Below are 24,817 nucleotides of genomic sequence, written 5' to 3' on the forward strand. Positions count from 1 at the left end.
AGTAACACCGCGTCCGACTGGCGTCAGCCGGGCAGGTAACGATGATCAGTAGAATTCCAGATGATGGTCCCTAAAAGAACGCTTTAGTAAACTGATAGCGATGAATTGTAAGATGTGCTTTCCGGCCAAATGCCTGGGGATTTGCCGTAATTGTTGGCTAAGAGTCCAGACAATAAACCCCGATGTGCGCGCGATACTATTCAAAAAGATGCCTCATAAATTAAAGAGCCGGGAGTTTAGCCCGGCTCTTTTGTATGATCAACTACTGTAATAAACGGATTGCTTACTCTTTTTGTTCTTTCTGTTCTTGCGTGATAAAATCGCAACAAGTGCGCCGGTGACAACTACACCGATAGCTATTTTCTGAACAAAATCTTTCCGGTTGTATTTCCATTCAGCCTGCCAGCCACGCTCTGCAAAGGGATTCGGCAAAATGCCTTTTGCAAAATCTTCGATATAGCCTTCTACAACATTAATCCGGTCAGCTAATACGAGGGGAACCCAGTGCGCATAAGTAGATTCGCTGTAACGAAAAGCCCATCTCCTGATCATCCCGCTTAAACTGTGTGGAGGTGTGGAGGTTCCGAAAACTGCGGGGGGACGTGGGCGTTCGATGGACTGCAGTATTTCTATATCAATCGGTTGTTGTGGAGGTGGCTCGTAATTCAGGCGTTCGTGATCCGCACCGTTCCAATCTTTCATCGGGTACGTGGGATCATTCTCAGGATCGGCATCGATGCCCCATCCTTTGATGTGTGCATACTTATCTTCATTATTTTCCATGGTAGATGAATTTATGCTCTGGCAGCAGGTGGGATAAGAACGGGTTTAATACAATTGTCGCGTTTTGCTGAGAAGATGTGGTATCCTTCAGCAACCTCTTCCAAAGGTATCTTATGCGAGATAAGGGCTTTTGGATTAAGACGGCCTTCTCTAACGTGTTCGATAAGCCGTGGTAGTAGTCGCTTAACCGAAGCCTGGTTGGCCCTGATGGTCAAGCCTTTATTTAATACGTTGCCGATTGGCACCAAAGCATCAAGCGGGCCGTACACGCCAACAATAGAAACAATGCCACCCTTTTTAACCGAATTGATTGCCCAATGTAAAGCCGTTGCTGATCCGCCCGTGAGTGGCAACTTGCGACCTACCAGCGATTGCAATGCGTCGCCTGCAGCTTCGCAGCCTACCGCATCGATACAAACATCGGCCCCATACCAGCCAGTCGTCTTCTTCAGGAACACGACCGGATCGTCCATCTCTTTAAAGTTATAAGCCTCGCACTGCGCATAGTTTCTCACAAATTCAAGTCGGTAATCAATATGATCAATTACAATCACACGGCCTGCACCAAATAGCCAGGCGCATTTTGCAGCCATAATCCCCACTGGCCCGGCACCAAACACAACAACGGTATCTCCCTTGCGGATACCACCCATTTCGGCAGCCTGGTAACCTGTGGGTACCACATCCGTAAGCAGCACAGCATCATCAAGATCCATCCAGTCAGGAATAATTGTCGGACCTACGTCTGCATACGGCACACGCACATATTCTGCCTGTCCGCCATCATAGCCGCCCGCAGTATGGGAGTAACCAAATATGCCACCAACAGCAGTTGCCTGCGGATTGGACTCGTGGCAGTTACCAAATAATTGCTGCCTGCAAAACGGGCAGGATCCGCATGCGATGTTAAACGGCACCATGATGTGGTCGCCTACCTTAAGCTTTTCCACTCCGGGACCTACTTCCTCAACAACACCGGTAAATTCATGACCAAAAGTCATCCCAACACGCGTATCGGGCACGAGACCATGGTACAAGTGAAGGTCGGATCCACAAATACAAGAACGGGTTACACGCACGATGGCGTCGCTGGGATGTTTAATTTCCGGGTACGGTTTGTTGCGATCGGCGCGTACCCTGAAAGGACCCCTGAAATTCATTGCTAACATAGGTTCTCCTTCTTTTTTTGAGTGTTTGTAATTGAATGATACCGTTTGTTAAGAGGGTTGAGCTTAGGTATTAACTGGTATTCCTGTAAAGCATGCACAGCAATATCTGAGTCTGTTGATATACATCAAATTCGTCATAAAAACCATTCCACTAACCTGAAACGCTTTGGCGGTTAATCCCTTCCTGAAATTGGAAGCCGGAACAACTAAGACTTAACGATGCGTAAACCATTAAAAAGATTATATTCTAGCCATCGGGTTGAACTCAACCAAGCGCAACCATAATAAACCAAAATGATGATGACAAAGCAGATGCATTACAGACCGTAACTCCCGTGGCATAATCTTCGAAGTATTTCTACATGGGTCCGGTATTCCAATAAGTTTTGGTGCAGTTAGATTGTGGATGTGGTTGCCGGGTGAATAAGGTTAATGTAACCCCTGTCGGATCCGGGACGGGACTGGAGACAGTAGTTTTTATAAGAGTGATGTAGACCGTTGACTTGCAACCCCTGGATGCTGAAATGATGACGGATTATAGGTCATAAGCGTTTGATAGAACAGCGTAGTTGAGATGCTCAGCGGGTTAACGATATCAGGTGTTAATACAACGCAGGGCAGTTGCCGGAGCTTTTCACCTTCACGCGTGCGCAACGTTTCAACTTGTGGAAAGTGCTATACAAACATGATTGCCGTAGTTCGAATGAATATATGCATCCTAATTAGCGGGGTGCGGAGTTAAAAGCAGGGTAGATGATTTGCACCGGTGGTTATTGCGCGTACCGGGGCTCATATTGATAACACATTTTGATCTGGATCTATAGTTTACTATTTCAAAAGAATTTCCAAACATCTAAATAAAACATCATGGCAAAAAACGAAAATACCGGCAGCAAAGGAAAAGATGGAACAACAACTAACAACAAAGGTGAAAGTCAGCAAAACCCCCAAAAAGGAGCAGCTGGCGTAAGCAAAAAAGACACCGGTAAACATAAAAAAGATGAGTCTGACGGTGCAGACCACAACACCACGAAAAAACAGGAAAACAGCATTTAGCAACGGGTAGCAACTACCTGTTTGCGCTACCTTTTACCGCGGAGATGTGCGGCTATGTCGTTTGGCATGGCCGCACGCTTTGTTGGGCCTAACCTAATAAACGTAACATGAAAAATCTTGTTTCAGCAACTTTCAGGAATGATTTTGTGACGCACTTCGACGGTGACGAAAGCGGCAATACAAGACCCCGCCAGACCCCGGGTGTTCTATACAGTAAAGTTGCTCCAACCCCGGTAAAGAAAGTGAGCCTGCTAGCCTGGAGTGATGAGCTTGCCCGGGAACTCGAGCTTACCAGGCCGGAAAGCCAGGAAGAAGTTGACGTTCTTGGTGGTAACCAGGTAACCCCATCCATGTATCCTTATGCTGCATGTTATGCCGGGCACCAGTTTGGCAATTGGGCAGGACAACTGGGCGACGGAAGGGCAATTACCCTTGGCGAGTTACAAACCTCTACCGGGCAAACATGGGAGCTGCAGTTAAAGGGCCCCGGGCTTACACCATATAGCCGTATGGCAGATGGCCGTGCTGTACTCCGGTCGTCGTTAAGGGAGTACCTGATGAGCGAGGCCATGCATTACCTGGGCGTGCCAACAACCAGGGCGCTTAGTCTTGTTACCACCGGTGACCTGGTGATGCGGGATATGTTTTACAATGGTAATCCTGAATATGAACCAGGTGCAATCGTTATGCGGGTTGCCCCGACTTTTATACGATTTGGCAATTTCGAGATTCTTGCTGCGCGTAGAGAAAACGAAAACTTACAGAAACTGGTAGACTGGACCATTGATCACCACTACCCGCATATCCAGGGCGAAAACAAGTTGATAGACTGGTACAAGGAAGTGGTTGAGCGAACCGCGGGGATGATTGTCGAATGGATGCGGGTAGGCTTTGTTCACGGTGTCATGAATACCGATAATATGTCGATCCTCGGATTAACCATAGACTATGGTCCGTATTCTTTTGTTGATGATTATGACGTAAACTTTACTCCCAACACGACCGACTTGCCCGGGCGACGCTATGCCTTCGGTAAGCAGCCCGCGGTTGCCAAATGGAACCTTGCCTGTCTTGCGGGTGCACTTTCGCCCCTGGTAAACGATGATGAAAAAATCCAGGCGGCGCTCGAGACCTACGACGATGTGTATTGGGCCAAATATTACCGAATGATGGGCGATAAACTCGGGTTTAACGAGATTACCCCTGCTGACATCAACTTCATCAATCGCTTTGAAAAAATATTGAAAGCAGTAAAACTGGATATGACGATCTTTTTCCAATTACTCATCGATCTGGTTGAGCTAAATGAAGAAGAACCAAACATTCTCCAACACTTCAATGAGAGTTTTTACCGTGAATTAAAGGAGGCAGAGCAGGAGATGGTTACAACCGTAATCACCAGCTACCTTCAACGCATAAAAGAAAACGGATCAGATCTTGAAACCACAGTGGCACTGATGCGAAAAAGCAATCCCCGCTTTATATTACGGAACTACCTTTTACACCAATCTATCGAAGACCTGGAAAAGGGTGACTCAGGGTTGTTTCAAAAGCTGCAGGAAGCGATAAAAGACCCCTACAGCAATCGCTTTGAGGAATTTTTTGTAAAGCGCCCGTCATGGGCCACCCAAAAGGCGGGTTGTTCGATGTTGAGTTGCAGCTCCTAAGACCTAGATCATTACTTCTCCATCAGCAAATTTGTATGGCTAAGTGGCTGAACCGGGTTGCCGGTTTGGCCGCAGCCGTGCTGTAATGAATCGATGTGCCCGGCAATACGGTATTCGTCAAATTGAGGCTATAAATTTCCCTTTAAATTTTTTCGATTGATGGTCAACCAGTACTAATTCCAGCCCCGGATTTAACCATTTTATATACATTATTTTTATTAAGTTTGTTATATGCGGGACAGGGTAATAAATAACGGTTTATCGAAACAATTCAAGTATCATACGGTGCTTGATCTGTGCGACTGTTATACCTGTTCGTTCAAAGAGTTTCTGCCATTTAACTCCGGTATGTATTACTACTCCAGCTTCAAAGCTTTTAAAAGTCTTGCCCCGGCCTAACCCTTCGTAGGCTCGGGGAATGAAACTTCGTTCATCATTATGACCGAAGTTCTATCCAATATGCACGGAATGTTACCCGGCATACGCATACAGGCTTAATCAAAAGATTTACTATTCATCTGGCTATGCTGTCAGCATCAATTCAGTCAGGTTGCCTGCCCGGCGGGTGCATCACTCCAAAATATAATTAGTAGTACCAACTGCAACAATCAAAACTTTAGCCTACAGTTTATCGAGGTAACACAATGTGTTGCACCCAGGCAGAGGTAAGTACAGGTATGTTCCCGCTATAGCCGGATTTCTGCCATGCGTAATTACAAGAAAATAAAAACAATATCATATCAACATAAAATAAACAAGATGTCACGGAAAGAAAATCTTCCTCCCATCGACGCGACGTTTATCCTGCTATTTGTATTGATGGACGCGTCGGTTTTGGAACATGCATATTTAAACAACAATACCCGGTACCTTTTTCTAGCATTGTTAGCACCGGTATTGGTTGCCATTTCATGGCTGGTTAGTAAGCGCAGTCATGCAACTCCTGCTGATGAGCCTAAAAAAGGTAAAACAACCTTTGTAGCCAAATCAGAAGAAGTTAGTCACATAACCTACAGCCAGATGAATTGATCATTTTAATTCTTCCGGTTTAAAAAAACGAACGCCATTTGTAAGACTGGAATGTTTGTACAACCAGTAGATCCAAACATAGGATTGCTGGTTGAAGGACGTTTTTCCGGGCCCTCCAAATGGCTTTTTGATTCCAGGTCTTTGCTGAGCAGGGTCAGCTTTGTAATTCGAAAGCGGTAAATATTACAAAAGTGAAAGAACGGGTAAGCACAGGCTATGCACCTTTTAAAAGTACTGTTGAATTTTCTGCAGCTCCGTCTGGATTTCTGCCTGCTTATACTCACCAGCTAACAGGAAAGAGTTTTTCTTGAGGTTTAGCTTATCCTTTGTCTCCGTCATTTCCTGGGAGATCTGGCTGATCTCCTTTTTTAGCGCATTTATCTTTTCCGTGAGGGCCTGTAGCTCTTCGGCTTTTTTCTGGATGAGTTGTTCGCGATGTTTTACTTCCCGTTGGTATTGTTGCGCATGTGCACCCTGGAATGCGTTCAGATCGCGGCCAATAATGTTATGGTATTCCTGTGCAGTAGAAACCAGTTTTTCTTTAGTTAGCCCCGTTCTTTTCAGCACATTAAATGCCGTACGATACCGGGTTTCTTCATCAGTAATATTGCCGATGTCGGTTTTGCTGTCAATAAATTCTTTAAAATCGGTGCCTGCAAATAGCGGGTTTTTTGCGTTCGCATCATCTATGAGCTGCTCAAAATATTGTTGGTGCTCCGGTAATGGCAAGCCCGGTGCGGGTTGTGCCGGGGTGTGCTGAAATGATGCCGGTGCAGGTTGAGACTGTGCCGGCGCGGCTATATTGCTGCCCGTTATTAGTGGATGTTCAACATTCTCCGGCACGGGTGGCACATAAGCAGCTTCAGGCAAAGGCGCCCGCATTACCGGCGGGGTATTTTGTTTTTCCTCAGTCTTCTTTTTCTCTTCTTCAAATTCAACGAAGGGACTTAATATCTGTTTTAGTAAACTCATATCGGTTAATTGAATTTGTAAAGCTTTGCAATTTGCGTGTCAGGAACTTAACGCTTTAAACCAGGTATAAGATTACAAATTATATGCTGCAATGGTTATTTATTCGCAATCGTAACCATAACAACCCGGCCCCCATCTTCAGCGCTGAGCAATAGTTTTTTGCCATCGGTAATGTCCACCATTTTGCCGGGAGGAATATCCTTGTTCTCTGTCAGGTCTTTTAGCGAGGTTAACTTTTGGTTTACCAGCACCCATTGGCCGTTGTAGAAAGTAAAATAGCCCACCGGTGTTTTTTGCTCTGGGGTAAGCCGTTCGTTACGTACCACGTTGCGGTTAACGTGCCATTGAAAAAGGTATTGATTGTTGTACACCATCAACCGGTGGTGTTCGGGTTGCCAAACCGTTGGTCTGAATTCGTAATAGAGGTCCAAAACCGGCACGGTACCATTTACCGGGGTGCCGCAAAACGGGCACTTAGGGGTTGTCGTGTTGTCGAATACAAACCACTTCTGGTCGCACCTGCTGTTGCTGCAGGGCTGCATCAGGTCGGTAGTTTTTAGCAATGCGTGCTCCCAGTTGTCGGCGTTTGGGCGAAGGTTCGGATGATGCAACCCTGCTACAAAAGCGTCGTCAAACAGCTTTTTCAAATAAGGCCCTGTAACAGTATAGGGTATCTTGTCCACATCTCCCCAGGGCAGTGCCGATTTAGCAAGCTGGTTTACTTTAGGCCTGTTCGAAAGGTCGGTAGGGTGCTCGATAAACAGTGCCTTCTCACCCATGCTCAGCAAGTCATCTTTTTCCGTATCAAGGTCGTTTACTTTACCGCCCTTAAGCGGGTGCCGGTAAAGCAGGTACATATAAATCATTACGGCCAACGCATGCAGGTCGGTTGTGCGGTTTGCATGTTTCCGGTTTGCGTCTCTAAGGTCCAGGTGTTTGGTAGCGAGCACCTCGGGCGCAATAAAGTCGGCGGTTCCAATTACATCGGGCGGAAATAATCCCGGCACAACAAGGCCATCAATATCGATGATTGTGGCTGCCCGGCTCACCGGGTCAATCAAAACGTTTTTGTACGATAAATCCGAATGCGCCAGTCCCGCCGCATGTAATCTTTTTACACCCCGGGCTATCTTAATATTTATCTGGAAGTAGCTCAACCACGATCCTAGTTCCGACTCGTCGAGCCGGAGCGGAAATTGCCTGTTCCTGAACTTCGACGAAGCAAACCATAAGCCCTGCTTTTCTTTTCCTTTAATGCCTTCGCCAGTTGCATATCCCTTTTTAAAAAAAAAGTTTTTGTCGTAAGCCGGTACAATCAGGCCAACCTTATCGCCGCTTTCCACCATATCGGTGGGCCAGCAATACAATTCCTTATAGTAGTCGCCGTGTTCCCGGTTAAAAAAATTATCGTAGTACTGGGTAACAATTTTGCGCAGCCTTTCTTTTGTATTAAAGTCCTTTGCATCCCGGTAAAAAGCAACCACATAAGATTTATCCGGGCCGAAATAAACATCCTTCATGCCACCCCGCATCGGTTCCCCATTATCAACATACTGGTAAGTTTTACCTGGTGTTATCGCCGATGTCACAGATTTGATACTCATTGCTAAAATTTTATTTACGATCCAAACCAGGTTAGCTTTTTGGTGACCGGCAGCATAACATTTCCCTGCATCGTTGCCCGCCCGGCTGACGCCAGTCGGACGCGGTGTCACTCACTTGTACGGCATTTACTTTATTCAGCTTTCGCGTTGCCTGCAAGCTGCCGCTGTGTTTGCAGGCAGGCGGGAATGGGAGCACCCGGAAAAACTCCTTAGAAAACAATAGCCAGCGTACGGTCGTCATGGTTTCCCGGGCTCCAGAAATCCATCCAGGCCGAAAATTGCGAAACGATGTCGGGATTTGCCGTACTCAGTGCTACGCTAATGCCATCTTCGTTTTTACCACCGAGGTCCGCCAAAAACTCCTTCCACTTTTTTATATTCGGAAGGTTAGCTTCCACTACAAACTTGGCATCATAGATCCCATCCGACATCATAATGAGGTACGAAAAATCTTCAACCACCTTAAAACCAAATCGGGTTGCAAATTTTTGATCATGAAAAATTTCGGGCATTGTTATAAAGCGGGTACCACCTCCGAATTCGCCAACATCAATCCAGTTCATTAAGGTTACTTCGCTTACGTCTTTATTTAACAATGCAATGGGGCAGTCACCAACACCAAACGATAGAAGGGCGTAACCTGTTTCGTACTTTTTAAACAGGGTAAAAATTAGGGTTGTGTTCAGGTCCTTAACGGGAACAGATACCTCGGCTGCGAAAGCGATCAGCTTTTTATGTACGTGCAGGGCTGCCTTACCAAGGTTATTGTAAACGTGTTGGTTTATTTTTTTCTGAATCTCTGAGTTATCGGTTTTGTACTGTTTGAGCAGCTCGTCAAAAACAGCCATTCCCTCAACTGCGGGTTGATCAAGAAAGTATTCAACAACCGTGTTGCAGGCAAGGGCTGAGCCTTTCCTGGAGATCTTTGCACTTCCTGCCCCATCAGCCACCACTACAATGTTCCAGCCGCCAGGTAGTGCTTTAAACGCAAAATCATCTTCCCTGAAGGAACCGACATTTGCATGTGACCTTCCCCGTTTTGATGAAACAAGAATTGACCTGTCGCCAAGTGGTTCAAAAGCCGTTACATCATCTTCTTTCCAATAGGGATCCTGCTGATTACTATCCAGCTTCTTCCATAATGATTTCGGATCGGGATTGATGATGATTGGAATAACTTTCTCGTGATATGGAGCATCTTCCGGTTCTTCCTGCAACCGATACCTGAACAGCAGCTTGTAGTCGCCGCTTTGCGCGGGCACTCCGGATAGCTGGCTTGTTTTCGGGTCGAACGTTAATCCGATATCTTCCAGTCCGGTAAATTCAAAAGCAGCTATATCCTTCCATTTCAACTGGTCAAAGTCGAACCAGGTTTCGTACGGTTTTCCTACCGTCGCGTTTAATATCCTGACCGGCTGTTGGGCGATGTCCATAATCCTGTTTTCCAGTTTCCACTTTTCCATGAGCTCGGTTTGATTTGCCAGCAGTGCGCGAATTACTGCCTCACTACCGGGTTTTTTTATAAACTGTTCGAATATGGCAGCACGGTTTGGCGGTATGGGAATGTTATTGGCTTCAAACAGCACCTGGACTATTTTCTTGGCATCAGCCATCATCGGGAGTTTAAGGCAGGCGCATATATCCGGTCGTGCCGTTATACCAGCCTATGTTGAAGACCTGGATAAGTTGTTACAAGGGCGCTGGAAACCGGTATGCCGGCCAAAGCCCTTGTAACAATTATGCAGCTGTTAAATAGAGATTATACAACAATGTTTAACTCAGCGGGGGGAGGTGGCAGTTCACTCAGGCCGGTTACCTCTTTACCTGCGTCTTCTACCCTGGTGGAGGTTACCCCAATGGATGCGGTTACCCAGGTAAAGAACTTCGCTATGCTTTGGCTATCGGCGGTATCAAGACTAACTACGTTGTCCGTGATTTGTTTCAGCACATTGGTGTCTGCATTGCTGCCGGCAGCACAGGCAACGGTATACGCGGTTTTGCGCTTTTTAAATTCTTCAAGTCCTTTTTGCCAGTCGTCGGTTGGAATACCATCGGTCATGATAAACACCAGTGGTTTCCAGTCGCCTTTCTGGTCGGCCGTAGTTTTTGCTACTTCATTATCAATGGAGGTTGCAACAAGGTGTAGTGCCTCGCCGAGATTTGTTGTGCCGGATGCCTTTATGTCCACCATTTGAAAAGAAGCAAGGTCGGTTAACGGCACAAGTTGCTTTGCAGTACTGTCGAAAGAAATGATACTGATAAAAGCGGTTTCAATTGCCTGGGGGTTTTGCCGTAATGAACTGATCATTACCTGCACGCCATTTTTTACGGCTTCAATTGGTTCACCGGTCATCGAACCGGATGTGTCTAATAAGAGGTATACGGGTAATCTTCTCATTGTATAGTATTTAGATGTAGGTTTTAACTTGTGCATTCTTTTGGGCTGCAGCACCCATAAGACTGTAACAGTTTTAGCTTGCATGCAAATCCCAGGCCTTGAACTTCTTCCACGAGGCGTTGAAAAAGGCCGGCGATACCATTGATGCTTGTACATCAATAATTGCCAGAGAACAACCGGGCTATAAAAGGGCAGTTGACCCGGGTGAATAGCATTGTTGCGGTACAAGGGAGTGACACAACAGAAGATCCACAAAGAATCAGTGCTGGTGCCATAAAAAAACGGGGTGAAGTGCATTTTCAGAAGAATACATTCCTGTTTTTGTTTCTTTTTGTAACAGACACTCCTGGGGCCGGATTTAGCAGGCCACCTATTTAGACGACAGGCCCTGTTTGCCGGTTCCGATTTGTTTCAGCAATTCTTTAATCGCAACATCCAATTGTGCATCTTTTTTGGTTTCCCCCAGAGCATTTGAAACCGGGATGTCGACCGGCCTGGGGTTAAGTTCCATGTTTTTGCCTTCGTGATCGGTAACCTTTATGAAAGGCAGCCTGATGGTTGTGCCATCGACAAGCGTTGCGGACGAAGTGTAGATGATCCATCCGGCAGTTGGCTCGCCTACCACTTTACCAAGCTTAAGGGTGCGATAGCCTTCCGCAAAATCCTCAGCATCCGATAAGGAATGTTGGTTAGTTACGAGGATCGTAGGAGCGTCAAGGGCACGCTGCCCCAGCTGGGTACGTGCAGGGGAGGATGGCAATCCACGCACGGTCATGGTCATATATCCTTTGCGGCTAAGCACATCGAGCGCATAAGCGTTTACAAAGCCACCATTGTTGTTTCGCACGTCTACCACCACGCCCTCCCGCGAATGATTTTCCGCGTCAACATCCACGTAAAGCTGGCTTAGCGACTCGGCCGACATATCGTACATGTGCACATACCCGAGCCTGCCTCCACTCACACGGGCAACGTAATCTCTTTGCTGTTGAACCCATTGCTTGTACAGCAAACCTTTTTCAGTTGGCTGGTTAACGGGCCGAACGGTAATCTTGCGTGCATTCTGGCCGGAACCATTGGCACTAATGGAAAGCACTACCCGGCGGTTAATTTTGTTTTCGAGCAGTTGATCAAGGTTTGTTGTGGCAGTAACAGGTGTTCCATCTACCGCAGTAAGAAAGTCGCCCACATTTATTTCGCCGCCCAGTGCAGCCGGCCCCAGGGTAATAACTTCCTTAATCTTTAGCCTTCCTTCGCGTTCATATTCCTCTGTATCGAACCGCAGTCCAAGCCTGCCTGTATTAAACGGGGAGGGCGGGCCTGAAATCCCGGAATGTGAAGCATTGAGTTCGCCAACCATCAGGCTTAGGATCCGGCGTAACTCCTCGGGGGTACTGGCGCCTGCAGCCAGTGGTGCATAGGTAGCTTTAACGGCATTCCAATCGGTGCCATGAAAACCGGGATCGTAAAAGCCCTTGTTTTGCACATCCCATGCCTGCCTGAAAACTTCAAGTTTTTCTTTATTAAAGTCGATGTCGAGTTCTGCGGTAACTGCAAGGGGCTTTACCACCCGGGTATCGAGGCTAACCGATTGAATACGGCCCTGCTCAAGGTAAAAGACCTCTTTGCCGTCGGCAGAAAACTGTGCCGCAGACTTTGATCCGGGTGTAGACGTAAGCTGCTTGATCACTGCTGGTTCCCTGCTTAACTCATCGAGCGAATAGGTATACAGGTTTACCTGGCCTGCAACGGAAGCGGTTATCAAAAGCGTATTTCCATCCTTGCTGATGCTGTGTTCGTTTACATCCACCCCAAGTGGCAGCAGGTTGAGGCGTTGCCTGATACCATCAAAAACAAAATTGACGGGTTCTGCAGGTGTTTTTACACCTGGCTTACTTTTGAACATGGTATCATTAGAGCGACTGTTTTTTTCTGTAGCCGGTTTCTGCTGGGCAGGGTTGCCAGGTGTTGTTGTGGTGGTAGGTTGCACCTGTTCGATGAACATATTCTGGAACTGGTCCTCGCGGAAACGTGGTCTTTGCGGCACCAGGTCAACACGGGCAACAAAGCCGTTTTCGGTGCGCTGCCCGGTTGTAAACAGGATGTATTTGCTATCTGCACTCCAGTTTATTTCGCCACCAAATGTGTTTGCAAGAAAACTTACAGCTCTTGCTTCACCGCCCGCTGACGGTACAATGCTAATGTTGCGGAACGACTTTAACCCGAAAGATGCATAAGCGAGGTACTTGCCGTCGGGCGACCAGCTCACGGATCCCTGCGAAGAAAATGGTGGACGTCCGAACGCGCCTTTTGCCACAACCACTTCTTTTTTTGTAGCCAGGTCCATCACCCGCAGTTCTGCCCCGTCGCGCACAAAGGCAAGTGACTTTCCATCGGGCGAAAACACGGGTGCCCCATCATCCTTTTCGCTGCTCGTGAGCCTTGTTTCGATTAGCGAGATAAAGTTGTACTGATAAATGTTTGCATTGCCGTCCCTGTCGGAAAGGTATAGAAGGCTGTTGCTATTTGGCGACCACTCCAGCTGCGACTCATTTGCGCCGGTGTTGGTAACCCGCATCGCATCGCCCCCATCCTTTGCCGACGATACAAATACGTCGCCATGCGCTGTAAAGGCAATTTTTTTTCCATCAGGTGAAAGAGAAAGATCCCTGAACTGGGTGGTGAGGCGTACGTGCTCGACACCCGGTCCTGCGGGTGCGCCTTTGCGGGTAATGTTTATTGGCGATGCTTGTGCTGTACTAATGTTATACTTCCAGATACCGAAATCGCGTTCGAAAACAATAGACTGTCCGTTGGAGGCTATGGTTGGAAATAGTACACGTCCCTGCTTAAAACGGGTAAGTTGTTTTGGCGTGCCATTCAGTTCCCGGATGTAAAGGTTTTGAGCACCATCCCTATCCGATACATAATACAACGATTTTCCATCGCTGCTCCACATAGGCCATAGTTCCTTTGCACCTCCCAATGTAATTTTCTCGTAAACAGGGGTTGTTCCTGCTTTCATTAACCAAATCTCTGACTCATCGAGGTGGCTGCGTCCATTGCGCCACCACTGTGCAGCGGCAACGCCCCGGGCTGTAATGGCAAGTGTTTTACCGTCTGGTGAAGGCATTGGGAAAAACTCGCTGAGGTAGCGGTTCTCACTTACTGCCATTGGTGTACCACCGTTTACGCTTACCCTGAACACGTCGCGCATACCGGCAATTTCCCTGCTGGAGGAAGAAAAGTAAATGTACCTACCGTCTTTTGACCAGGCATTGATGTCGTCCAGCCCATCATCGTAAGTAAGGCGTTTTAAGACACCTGTATTTAGCTGCATGACATAGATATCGCCGCTGCCGGAACGGGTAGAGGTAAAAGCAATCGCACTGCCGTCGGGCGAGTAAACCGGCCGGGAGTCGTAGTCCGGATGGGAGATCAACAGCCTGGCTTCCCCACCGTTTGCAGAAACGGTCCAGATGTCGCCACCTGATACAAAAGCCAACTCGTTTCCGTCAGGGGAAATCGCAGGATCGGAGTAGTAATGTTTTCCTGTATTTGTAACATCCGCTTTGCCGTTGGTCTGGGCAAAAAGGATACGGCCCGAATACGTGAACAAAATAGAGAGAATAGTAGCGCTAAAAAGCCACTTAAGCTTTTGCATAAGAATTGGTTTTACCAAGAAAATAATGAAGAATTTGGCTGGTAGCAGGCAGCAAACAAATTTAGGGAGAAGTTGATACACTCCGCTGCGGGTGAACTAAAATGAGGGCCAGAGGGGAGCCAGCCATAGTTGTGTATACGCTGAACAATTGTTCAATGTGATCACTATCAGCGGGAGTAAGAAGAGTTATAAACCAGCAACCATAAACAAAAAAGGCGACCATATATGGGTCGCCTTCGGATATCCTTTTGTTACTTACGCTGCAGTGGTAAACATCATATTACCGGTGCGTTTATCGTGTTCATAAATGTCGTCGCGGAAATGAATTCGGCCGTTGTTATCAACCCATGTGGTAAAATAAGTGATCACCACTGGTATAGGAGATTTCACCGCCACAAACTGTTCTTTATTGGCGTTCATAGCAGCCCTGATTTTTTCAGGTGTCCAGTTTTGATCATTTCTCAATACATATCCACTCATACTTTCTGCATCGGCAAGCCTGATACAGCCATGACTAAATGCACGTTTGTTTTGCGTAAACAAGTGCCTCGCTTCCGTATCGTGCAGGTAGATATCGTAGCTATTCGGAAACAGGAATTTCACCCTGCCAAGAGCATTTCCGGGACCAGGTAATTGCCTAATTTCCGGCAAGGAATCATTCCTGCGGACCACCTCCATATTCTTCTGCTTCAGGTAGCCCGGATTCTTTTGCATCTGTGGCAACACTTCTTCGCGAACGATGCTCGCGGGTAAATTCCAGGTTGGGCTAAAAACAACCTGGTTTAAGTCTCCGGTAAACATCATGGTATTAGAGCCGGCTTTTCCAACTACAACTTCCATCTTTAACGGTATCGAGTCGCCATCATGTACCTCCAGCATAAAGTCAGGAATGTTAACTGCAACAAAGTTTTGTTTCACCTGTGGCGGCATCCATGCCATCCTGTTCAGGTTAACAAGTATCTGGCTGATCCGCTGTTGTACGGGCACATTCATCGACATAATCAGCGAGTCGGTAACGAACCCGTCGGGGTTAAAGCCATTTTGTTCCTGGTAGGCCTTTACTGCTGTTAGCAGGCTGTCGTTGTATTTTGTAGTTGTATCTGTACCCGGCAATTCCCCGGTAGCGTGTAGTCTTTTTTTAATCTGTGAAACTACAGGTGAACTTTGGCCCTTGCTAAGCATGCCTGACAGCACATGAATGGGTTGCCAGCCGCCCGCTTTTGCAAGGGAGTCGTAAGTGGCCAGTTGCCGCTTTAGTGCAAAAAAGGGTTGCCCGGTGCTGTCGCTTGCCGGTTGTTGGGCACTGAACTTAAGCACAGAATCGGCCATTGCAACCGGGTCTGTTTTACGGGCAGGTAACAGCTGGGTTAGTGGTAACTGATGAAGCAGGCTTTCTTCAGTGGTATTGTTGTAATAACGGATAAAGCGGTGGGTTAGTGCAATTTCGGTTTCAAGAAACGAACTATCCCCGGGAGTGATGACGAGGGTGTCGACATCTGCCAGTTTATCCATCTGGGCCACGAGGGCTTTGTCGCGAATCGAGTCCTTTTGTCCATGGCTCTTTGCATAAGTATAGGCATTCCAGAAACCGTTTCCCTGTTCTGTTAATCCATTACCTGCAAACCAGGCATACTGGAAATTGCGCATGTTATAAAAACCCCTAAGTGCTTGTGCATCTGCTTCAGGCAATTTCTGGCGTTGAATATATTTTGAAACTGCACTGGTATCCAGGAATAAATCGTTGTAGGCAATTGATGAGTCGATCGTGGTATCACGTTCAACCAGAAACTCCTGGTTATAGGGCATCTCATCAGGTGATGTATTTGAGGTGGTTGTAGCTGTGCGGTCGGGGGTTGATTTGCAGGCCACCAATAGTGTACAAAGAAAAATGGTAAATGCGGTAAGATGCTTCATAACAACAATTTACTGTGCAAACGATTATACAAATGATGTGCCTCACGAAGATCGCTAATGCAAAACGCGCTTGCAAACGCTTCGCAATAGCCATGCTCATTTTTGGGGCTAAACGGCCGGTACGGCTATGATACATACCCGGTAAGTACGGTAATGCCCGTTGTATTCAAAAAATGGCTGCAGTAAGCAACTGCAACCATTCTGTTTTATCTAGCAAGTTCTATTGCAGTTATTGATCTTTATTTTCTGCCACCCAGCAAACCGCCGAGCAGGCCACCCATGCTTCCCATTCCACGGCCGCCACTTAACATGCCAATGAGCGAGCCTAAGCCTCCGCCCATTCCGCCTCCACCCATCATTCCGCCACCGCCCATCATTCCACCACCCATTCCTCCGCCGAGCAAGCCGCCGAGTAAACCTCCACCTGAACTCCGCCGATTGGAACCGCCCATCATTCGTGATAAAATAAAGGGTGCGGCCATGCCGAGCAAGCCTTTGAATAAACTGCTGCTGTTGATTCCTGCACTTTGCATTTTTTGCTGCAAACCGGTTGATGCAAGAAAGTTTGGACTTGATACCTGCTCGGGTGTAACCTGGCCATTGGTAGCTTCGTCTGCTACATTGTTCAGCACAGAGAACTGCTCCTGTTGTATACCCAGGTATTGAGCCATTTTTGATACTAGCTGATGCTCTTCTTCTGAATAATCCTGGTCGGCTTTAGCAAAGGTGATCAGGTCTGTGATAAAGGAATACTTTAGTTCACTGTTCTTTAATATATCAAGTGAGCTGGTAACGTTCGAGGTGCCTTGTTCAAGCGCAATGTTTGTTACCGCCTGGGTTTGCTGTTCAGACAGTTGTGCTGCGCTACAAAGTGTAGACAGGTATTCAATTTCGTCCTCACTAGCTTGCCTGTCTGCCGTAGCCAAAGAAGCAATTGCACTGATATAAGCTCCTTTTTCAACATCAGAATAACCTTCGAGAATTGTGGCTGAATTTTCCATTTTGAGTTTTTTATTTCACTACTTTAATTATCGTGCCGTCGGCACAAGGCTGTCCCAAATCGCTTCTGAAAAATGTTATAACCAGGCTGTTATAGACCAAGGCTGCAGGCACCCCCGGAAGGCAAAATATTCCACCGGCTCACATAAATATGTGGTTTTTAAATCCGCTAAAAAAGATTAACCACAATGTTTTAATTTGTAACACTGCATGCGAGGAATAACGATTGTCATACTTCTGCTTTGTGTTAATTGGTGTGCGGCCCAAAAGGGATTTGCTTTCAGCCATATAACCACCGACGACGGAACAGGACTCGGTAGCAACCTGGTTACAAGTCTGCACCAGGACAATAAAGGTTTCATTTGGGTAGGTACAGCAAACGGCTTACAACGCTTTGATGGTAGTAAGTTCGTACAGGTAACTACTACGAAGGTTGGGGGTGACCGCTTGTTATATCCCCGGATTTCGCAAATACTGCCTGGCGACAGTGGTAAACTGGTATTGGCCATGTTCAGCCTCCGGGAGGTGGGCATTTTTGATCCTTCAACATACCTGTACAGGAAAATTGCGCTTAAACCCCTGAAGAAAATTCCAACACTTGCTGACTTCCGGCTATGGAAGGATTCTGAAAATAACCTGTATATGACCGTTTCGGGTTATGGCATTTTGCAGTATGACAAAGGGGAAAATGCATTTAGAGACTCACCTCGCTTTAAATTTCCGCCCGGTTGGAAGCCAGCTTTGCTGGGTACATATGAGCACTTAAAGGGAAAACAATATTGGTTTGCCTGCGACAGTGGATTATGCATTTACAATAAGCAAACAGGTGAGATGTGGTATAACCGGAACAATCCGGCGCAATTGGCGATCCTGCAAAAAAAGGAAATTCGCTCAGGGCTTCAAAAAGTTTATATCGACCGGCTAAAACGTATCTGGATATTCCTAACGCCTGAAACAGCAGATGGCAGCAGGTACCGCTATTGCTTTGACAGCACCGGTACACGCTCGTTGACCAACGATACCCTCGGTTTAAATTACGGAATTGGCGGCGCCACGGAATACAAACACTTTTTTGAAACAAGAGAGGGCTCATTGTGGATCTATGGCTTCGACCTGCTGCTCAATTACGACAACTCCGGCAAAAGGTTTCGGTACATAAAGAATAGTGTCGAAACCAGCAATAATGCAATTGACTACGAGTCGGTTTTTCAGTTGCTTGAGGACCGGGAAGGAAATATTTGGATCGCAACGAATAACGGTCTTTACTACACCGCTACTGCAAGTGCGAATTCATCTGTTGTAAATGTAAGCTTTACCAATCGTACTGGTCCGACCTCTATTAACGACATACTGGAACTTCCTAACGGCGATCTTTGGTTTACCTCATGGCACCGGGGTGTAACTGCACTGACCAAGCGGCTTGAAAAGATTGACCACCCGGTATACCAAACACCACCCCCAACCAACTGGAACGACAAACTAAAGCAGGCAACGGTACAAACACTCAGCATGTGCCGGCAGCGTTCGGGAACAATATGGATCGGCTGTAACTATGGTGTAATAATGCGGTACGACCCAGTACAAAACACGACCACCTTTTTGCATCCCTCCGAACTAGGCAATAGCCCGATTCAATATATGGTCGAGGACCGCCTTAATCAGGTTTGGTTTGCTACCCAGGCGGGTTACCTGGTGAAATGGAGCAACGACAGCTTCAAAGTGGTGAAGGATGTAGGAACAATGATTCATAAGCTATTCATCGATTCCGATGGATGGGTATGGCTGGCAACGCGGGCAAAAGGCTTGTATGCGCTTGATCCCACAAAAGGTGAAATGGTAAGGCAATATACAGCTGACACACAAACGAACGCATTATACAGTAACACGGTAACAGATGTTGAACAATTAAACAATAACACAATTGTATTTGCGGCTGGCGCCCTGCATTTTGCCGATAAAAAAACAAAAAAAATCAGAACGGTTGGCTTTGAAGACGGACTGCCATCAAATACCGTTACCAGGCTGAGGATGGACAGAAATGGTTTTTTATGGTTAATTACGAGCAATGGCCTAAGCCGTTATAATCCGGGTAATAACCGTGTAACCTCTTATGGCCGGAAAGATGGGGTGATCGTGGCTGAGCAGGCTATCGCAGCCGATTATAGAACCCGCGACGGACAGATCATTTTCGGGGGTAGCAGTTCTGTGATTATGTTTAACCCGGTAACCTTCTCCGAAAGCCGGCAACCATTGGATGTAACCATTACTGACCTGAAATTGTTCAATCGATACCTGCCCGTTGATTCCCTGATGAAATCGGAATTTATCAGGCTCAATCCCGACGAAAACGCACTGACCATATACTTTGCTTCGCTGAGTTACCGGCAACGTGATAAACTTACCTACTATTACAAAATGGAAGGTGTTGACAAGGGCTGGCTCAAAGCAGACCGCTCGTACCAGGTTAACTACTCTTTATTGCCTTCAGGAAAATATCGCTTCCAGGTTTTTTGTGAGAACATTGAAGGTGTACGCTCAAAGAACATTACTTCATTAAACATTTATATTAAACCGCCTTTTTGGAAAACGGGTTGGTTTATTACAAGTGTTTTATTTGTGCTGGCTATATTGATTTACGCAATTCATGATCTCAGGGTAAACCGGATACTGGCTGTTGAAAATCTACGTAATAAGGTAGCCCGCGACCTGCACGACGATATGGGCAGCACCCTTAGTACCATAAGTATTCTCAGTGCGATGGCAGAAAACAAAATGAATGTAGATAATGGAAAAAGCACCGAGTACATCCGGAAAATCAGTGTGTACAGCGAGCGAATGATGGAAGCAATGGATGATATTGTCTGGAGCATCAAGCCAAGCAACGACAGTATGCAGCGGATCACTGCACGACTAAGAGAGTTCGCCACCAACGTGCTGGAGGCTAAGGACATGGACTTTGAATTTATTGTAAATGAAAACGTCGACAACATCCGGTTAAATATGGAAGCAAGAAGGGACCTGTTCCTGGTGTTTAAAGAAGCGGTGAACAATGCTGCTAAATATTCAAAGGCAAACAAAGTTGTTATCCAGCTCAGCATGCGTAAAAGGGAACTTGAGCTATCCGTTATTGATGATGGTGTTGGCTTCGAGATGGCCGAGGCCGACGGGAATGGTCTTGGAAATATGCGCAAGCGAGCTGACAACCTGAATGGAAAACTTAGTATCGAAACCAAAAAGTTGAAAGGCACGAAGATAAGGCTTGTTATACCCATTCAGTAATGCCTGGTGAACCGATATGTGTTGCGTCAATCCCGTCAGTTAAGCTTATTGTTGGGGCGAATCATTTTCTATATCAATAAACCTGCAGGGATTAGAGTATGTATTGTTAAACCTGGGAGTACCGACTACCTGAATTTAGCGACTATCTCCGATCTCGAATGAACATTCAACTTTTTATAGATGTTGCGGATATGGCTAAACACCGTATCCTTGCTGATGCTGCAGTTGGCGGCAATCTCTTTATACGAAGCTCCTTTCATTAATAATTCAAGTATTTCTTTTTCTCTGGTTGTAAGGTCGTATTCTTCAATTGATTTACTTACCTCTTTTTTCTCTGAGAAATACTGAAGCACTTTCCGTGCAATTTTCCCGTTCATGACCGCTTCACCCTGGTGAATTTTATGAATAGCTTCCAGGATAAGTCCCGGGGGATCTTTTTTTAGTAAGTAACCAACAGCGCCTGCTTTAATGGAATCAAATATTTTATCATCGTCTTCAAAGGTGGTAAGCATAAACACGTTTATGGAAGGGCATTGGTTCTTCACCAGGTTAATGCATTCGAATCCTTTTATACCCGGGAGCTCAATATCCATTATCAATACATCCGGGCAAATGGTTTTTAAGGCTTCGGCTACATTCTTGCAGTCAGGCGCCGAATAAACGATCTCGCAATCGGGGCTAAGACTGATAAGGGTATGCAAAGCTTTTCTGTAAGCATCATTGTCTTCTATTGTTGCAACCTTAATCATCTGGTAAGGTAACTAAAATAATCACCTATTTCCTATCCCATATTTATGTTACTTATCCGTTTTTTTTTTCAAGGTTTTTGCCCGCAATTACAACAGTTGCGTTCCGATGCTGCTATAATTTTTTGATTTTGCGCCAGCCCTGTATTATTTGCAAGAAGGGTATTGACGGCATAATCGTACTGGAACCGGTATACAGGGAAGGCCGGATTAAATCGTCATTTCAATAAAAACACTTGTTCCTTTTCCCACACTACTCGACACAGTAAATACGCCATTCAATTCTTTGCTGCGGTAGGCCAGGTTACAAAGGCCATTTCTCCCGGACTTTATTTTATCAACATCAAATCCATGACCATCATCTTCAACCCCCATTTTCAATTTCTTTCCTGTTTTTACAAGGTGTATGGTACAATTTGAACAATTAGAATACTTAATTGCATTATTTATCATTTCCTTGAATGCGTGGAAAAGCGTTCTTCGTTGTTGTGGTGTTAATGGAAGTTCTTCGTGTTGCATATTTGTATTGAACTTCCAGTTGATTTTCTTTGCCGTTAATAAGGGTATTGCAAAGGAATTCATCTTCTCAAACAACAGCGTTGTATTGTCATTTTTAGGATTTATCGTCCATACAAGGTCATCCAGGTTTGAAATGATGTTTTGGGTTTGTTGTTGAATGGTCGTAACATAATCGTGATTATCACGATTACTCTTTGCCAATTCGCTGTAAATATTAATGCTGCTTAATGTTGAACCGATGTCGTCGTGTAAGTCGCTTGATATTCTTCTGCGCAATTCCTCCATTTTCAGGATGTGTGCAACACGATAGCGGTAAAGTCCGACAACAGCAAAGACTGCCAACAGCATAATGACTGCTTTAAACAGCCATGTTTCATACCAAAAAGGAACAATTTCGATATTAATGCTAAATGGAGTTTCACTCCACACCCCGCTGTTATTGCTGCCTGAAATCCTGAGCCGGTACTTACCCGGAGGTATTTTCGTATAACGCCTGGAAGACGTATATCTCAGGTCAACCCAGTTCTTGTCATAGTTTTCAAGAATAATCCTGAATTGGTTTTTTCCCGGGGCTGCAAAGCTCAACGCTGCAAATTCGACATACAACGAATTAAATCCGGGTGGTACAATTACCTTCGATTTGCCGAAGGTATTATAAACGGAGTCGTGCTTTTCTCCACTAACCTCGAAGTGGGTTAGCACTATTGGCGGGGGAACAGGATTGGTAATGATGAGATTGGGTTGCGCGTTTACAATGCCATTTATCGTTGAAAAGTACAGGTTGCCCCCTCTTGCTTTGTGCGATACATAGCCGTTAAACTCATTATCCGGCAATCCATCATCGGTAGTGTAAGTACGAATTGTATTCTTTTTGATGTTCAATACTGCCAGCCCACGATTTGTTGGCATCCAAACGTTCCCAATGTCATCCGGAACCACAGCATACACGGAATTATTTGGAAGCCCCTCTTTGACGGTCAGCTTTGTAAAAAGGTGGGTTTTTTTGCTCATCTTTTGCACCCCTGCTCCAAATGTTGCAAACCAGATATGGTTGCCATCATCCCAGGCGTCTTTGATATTGCGGCTTACAAGTTCGCGTGGATAACTCTTCCCCGGTAATATGTTAGAGAAACTGTCCTTTAACGGATAATAAATACTTACGCCGAATTTGGTACAAAGGATAATGTCCTTTTCTTTTGTAAAAATGAGTTTAAGTACCTGGTTGTCTACCGGACCATCAGCAGGGTTTTCCTCATTTTTTTGATAAAGTTTTAGCTTCCGGCTTAGGTAATTCCATTTATAAAATCCCGTAGTACTACTTGCAATGTAAGCTAACGAATCGTTGGCAAAAAGCAGGTGATTAATCATCACCTCTTCTAATTGGAGCAATTCAAAATGCTTTTTTGGTAAATGTGCGCTAACCATGTTTTCTACCATGTTCATTTCAAAAATTCCTTCACTTGTGCACAACAGGTAGTCTTTTCCTTTATCTGGAATAATCTGATAAACTTTCAACGGTTTCGAGGTCGACGGATGAGAAATTTCAATTGATTTCAGCCGTAAAGAATCAGTGTTGAAATAATATGCCCCGCCGTTTTTTGTCCCGAGCAGCAAATCTTTATTCTTTAATTCGTGAATTGCATAAACCGGGTGACCAAAGCCAGGAATTCTTCTTAAAACATTATCGTATTTATTAAATACACTTGAAGAAGGTGAATAGACGTTTACCCCCCGACCCGTTCCAACAAATATGTTTTGCTCACTATCCTGGAACAGGCAAGATACCACATTACTTACCAGGTTGTCATTTACTGCCGTTGACCTGATATGCCGGACAATTTTCTTCTGATCGATGTCTACCACTACAATTCCCATGTCTGTTGCTACCCAAACAAATGGTTTTCCTCTTTCCCTGAACAATTTATTTGAAGATTCAAATATTACCGGATCCTCAATTATGAGCTCGATGGAGAAATTATTATTGTCACAATTTATCTTGTATAATCCTTTTTCTGATGCTATGAGCAGTTGTTGTTCCTCGTCTACATACATGCCTAGCACCCGGGCCCCATTTCGGTCGACACTCCATGACGGCAGGTTAACAGGGTGGCCCGTTTTGCTAACTGCCAGCAGTCCACTTGTTTGGCTGCCAAAAAACATGTGGTGCTTAAATTCTGTTATTGAAATATTCGGCGCATTTATTAGCGAAAACAATGCATGGTCAAAATTCTCAACACTCAAATCATCAGGGTTAATTTTTGATATACCAAATACAGTTCGAACCCAAATAAAACCTTTACAATCAACATGTAAACCATACACCCGGTTTGTACTAAATCTTTTTGAGCCCTTAAGCCGGTCGTAAAGCCGGATAAACTTATTGTTTACCCGGTCGAAGATGCTGATGCCGGCATTGTAATGTGCGATCCAAATCCGGTTATAACGATCCTCGCATATCCCATATACTTCGTTGGCGGCCATTGTTGTTGTGTCCAGAAAATCATGGTAATAGGTTTTTATCCGGTTCCCGTCAAACCTGTTTAAACCATCATCGGTGCCAATCCATAAAAACCCTTGTTTATCTTTATACATTACATTAACCGTTGCCTGCGAGAGGCCTTCAGTATTCGTTATACGGTAAAAATTAATTGGATTAAGCTGCGCACCCGCGTTCGAGAGAAAGAAAATTGAAGCAATCAAAAACCTGATCGGTTTCATTTGAATGGGGGTGTTAGGTAGGGTTCATCTAATATAAGCTTTTTACCTAATAATTGAAATATCAATTTTCTTTCGACCCTCCCTGAATTGTATTTATAATTCCATTTTCGGAGGCCGTCGCCGGCCATTTAAAACATCAATAAATTCCGATCCCCTGTTATTGGTATACAGCTTTAATACTGTACCCGCGAACACGACGTGGGTCTTCTGTTGCGGTAAACTAAAACGTGTCAGACCGGCATTTTTAGCAATTTGCACTTCTTTGTTTTATGGATGTAGGTAAAAGGATACAGATCAATG

At 45.5% G+C, this 24,817-nt stretch carries 15 protein-coding genes; 4 read left to right on the forward strand and 11 right to left on the reverse strand.

Translation table 11 applies throughout. The features are described from left to right. Positions 1 to 258: 258 nt before the first annotated feature. Both EXU57_RS21230 and EXU57_RS21235 read right to left on the reverse strand, forming a co-directional pair. Positions 259 to 783: a hypothetical protein gene (locus tag EXU57_RS21230; RefSeq protein WP_133270276.1), complete on the reverse strand. Its 525-nt coding sequence runs from the start codon at positions 781 to 783 to the stop codon at positions 259 to 261. An 11-nt stretch (positions 784 to 794) separates the two neighbouring features. Next, the gene (locus tag EXU57_RS21235) at positions 795 to 1,952 is read right to left on the reverse strand and encodes a zinc-dependent alcohol dehydrogenase (protein ID WP_133270277.1); all 1,158 of its coding nucleotides are present in this window, start codon (positions 1,950 to 1,952) and stop codon (positions 795 to 797) included. Positions 1,953 to 2,819: 867 nt separating this feature from the next. Here EXU57_RS21235 and EXU57_RS21240 point away from each other — a divergent pair. The 3 genes from EXU57_RS21240 (at position 2,820) to EXU57_RS21250 (ending at position 5,704) form a co-directional block, all read left to right on the forward strand. After that, positions 2,820 to 3,008, forward strand: a complete 189-nt coding sequence (locus tag EXU57_RS21240; RefSeq protein ID WP_133270278.1) for a hypothetical protein — start codon at positions 2,820 to 2,822, stop codon at positions 3,006 to 3,008. Positions 3,009 to 3,115: 107 nt separating this feature from the next. Continuing rightward, positions 3,116 to 4,675 (forward strand): protein adenylyltransferase SelO, encoded by a 1,560-nt coding sequence (locus EXU57_RS21245; RefSeq protein ID WP_133270279.1) that lies wholly within the window; start codon positions 3,116 to 3,118, stop codon positions 4,673 to 4,675. A 759-nt stretch (positions 4,676 to 5,434) separates the two neighbouring features. Continuing rightward, positions 5,435 to 5,704 carry a hypothetical protein gene (locus EXU57_RS21250; RefSeq protein WP_133270280.1) on the forward strand — a complete coding sequence of 90 codons (270 nt, stop codon included), beginning with the start codon at positions 5,435 to 5,437 and terminating at the stop codon, positions 5,702 to 5,704. A gap of 225 nt (positions 5,705 to 5,929) precedes the next feature. Here EXU57_RS21250 and EXU57_RS21255 read toward each other — a convergent pair whose 3' ends face one another. The 7 genes from EXU57_RS21255 to EXU57_RS21285 form a co-directional block, all read right to left on the reverse strand. Further along, the gene (locus EXU57_RS21255; protein ID WP_133270281.1) at positions 5,930 to 6,676 is read right to left on the reverse strand and encodes a hypothetical protein; all 747 of its coding nucleotides are present in this window, start codon (positions 6,674 to 6,676) and stop codon (positions 5,930 to 5,932) included. 95 nt (positions 6,677 to 6,771) lie between these two features. Next, entirely contained in the window at positions 6,772 to 8,280 is a 1,509-nt protein-coding gene (locus EXU57_RS21260) for a helix-hairpin-helix domain-containing protein (protein WP_133270282.1), read from the reverse strand. 209 nt (positions 8,281 to 8,489) lie between these two features. Beyond that, the gene (locus EXU57_RS21265; RefSeq protein WP_133270283.1) at positions 8,490 to 9,893 is read right to left on the reverse strand and encodes a PP2C family serine/threonine-protein phosphatase; all 1,404 of its coding nucleotides are present in this window, start codon (positions 9,891 to 9,893) and stop codon (positions 8,490 to 8,492) included. Positions 9,894 to 10,039: 146 nt separating this feature from the next. Continuing rightward, entirely contained in the window at positions 10,040 to 10,678 is a 639-nt protein-coding gene (locus EXU57_RS21270; RefSeq protein ID WP_133270284.1) for a vWA domain-containing protein, read from the reverse strand. 370 nt (positions 10,679 to 11,048) lie between these two features. Then, positions 11,049 to 14,342, reverse strand: coding sequence for a S41 family peptidase (locus EXU57_RS21275; RefSeq protein ID WP_133270285.1), 3,294 nt, complete (start codon positions 14,340 to 14,342; stop codon positions 11,049 to 11,051). 255 nt (positions 14,343 to 14,597) lie between these two features. After that, positions 14,598 to 16,256, reverse strand: a complete 1,659-nt coding sequence (locus tag EXU57_RS21280; RefSeq protein WP_133270286.1) for a murein L,D-transpeptidase — start codon at positions 16,254 to 16,256, stop codon at positions 14,598 to 14,600. 239 nt (positions 16,257 to 16,495) lie between these two features. Further along, on the reverse strand, positions 16,496 to 17,257 hold the full coding sequence (locus tag EXU57_RS21285) for a TerB family tellurite resistance protein (RefSeq protein WP_133270287.1): 762 nt from the start codon (positions 17,255 to 17,257) through the stop codon (positions 16,496 to 16,498). A 208-nt stretch (positions 17,258 to 17,465) separates the two neighbouring features. Between EXU57_RS21285 and EXU57_RS21290 the strand changes: the two genes are divergently transcribed. After that, positions 17,466 to 20,534 (forward strand): sensor histidine kinase, encoded by a 3,069-nt coding sequence (locus EXU57_RS21290; RefSeq protein WP_133270288.1) that lies wholly within the window; start codon positions 17,466 to 17,468, stop codon positions 20,532 to 20,534. A 125-nt stretch (positions 20,535 to 20,659) separates the two neighbouring features. Here EXU57_RS21290 and EXU57_RS21295 read toward each other — a convergent pair whose 3' ends face one another. Together EXU57_RS21295 and EXU57_RS21300 are read right to left on the reverse strand one after the other, a co-directional pair. Beyond that, positions 20,660 to 21,283, reverse strand: coding sequence for a LuxR C-terminal-related transcriptional regulator (locus tag EXU57_RS21295; RefSeq protein ID WP_133270289.1), 624 nt, complete (start codon positions 21,281 to 21,283; stop codon positions 20,660 to 20,662). Positions 21,284 to 21,490: 207 nt separating this feature from the next. Then, positions 21,491 to 24,517: a sensor histidine kinase gene (locus EXU57_RS21300; protein WP_133270290.1), complete on the reverse strand. Its 3,027-nt coding sequence runs from the start codon at positions 24,515 to 24,517 to the stop codon at positions 21,491 to 21,493. Between the last annotated feature and the right edge of the window lie 300 nt (positions 24,518 to 24,817).

The organism is Segetibacter sp. 3557_3 (genome assembly GCF_004354985.1).
Taxonomy (GTDB): domain Bacteria; phylum Bacteroidota; class Bacteroidia; order Chitinophagales; family Chitinophagaceae; genus Segetibacter.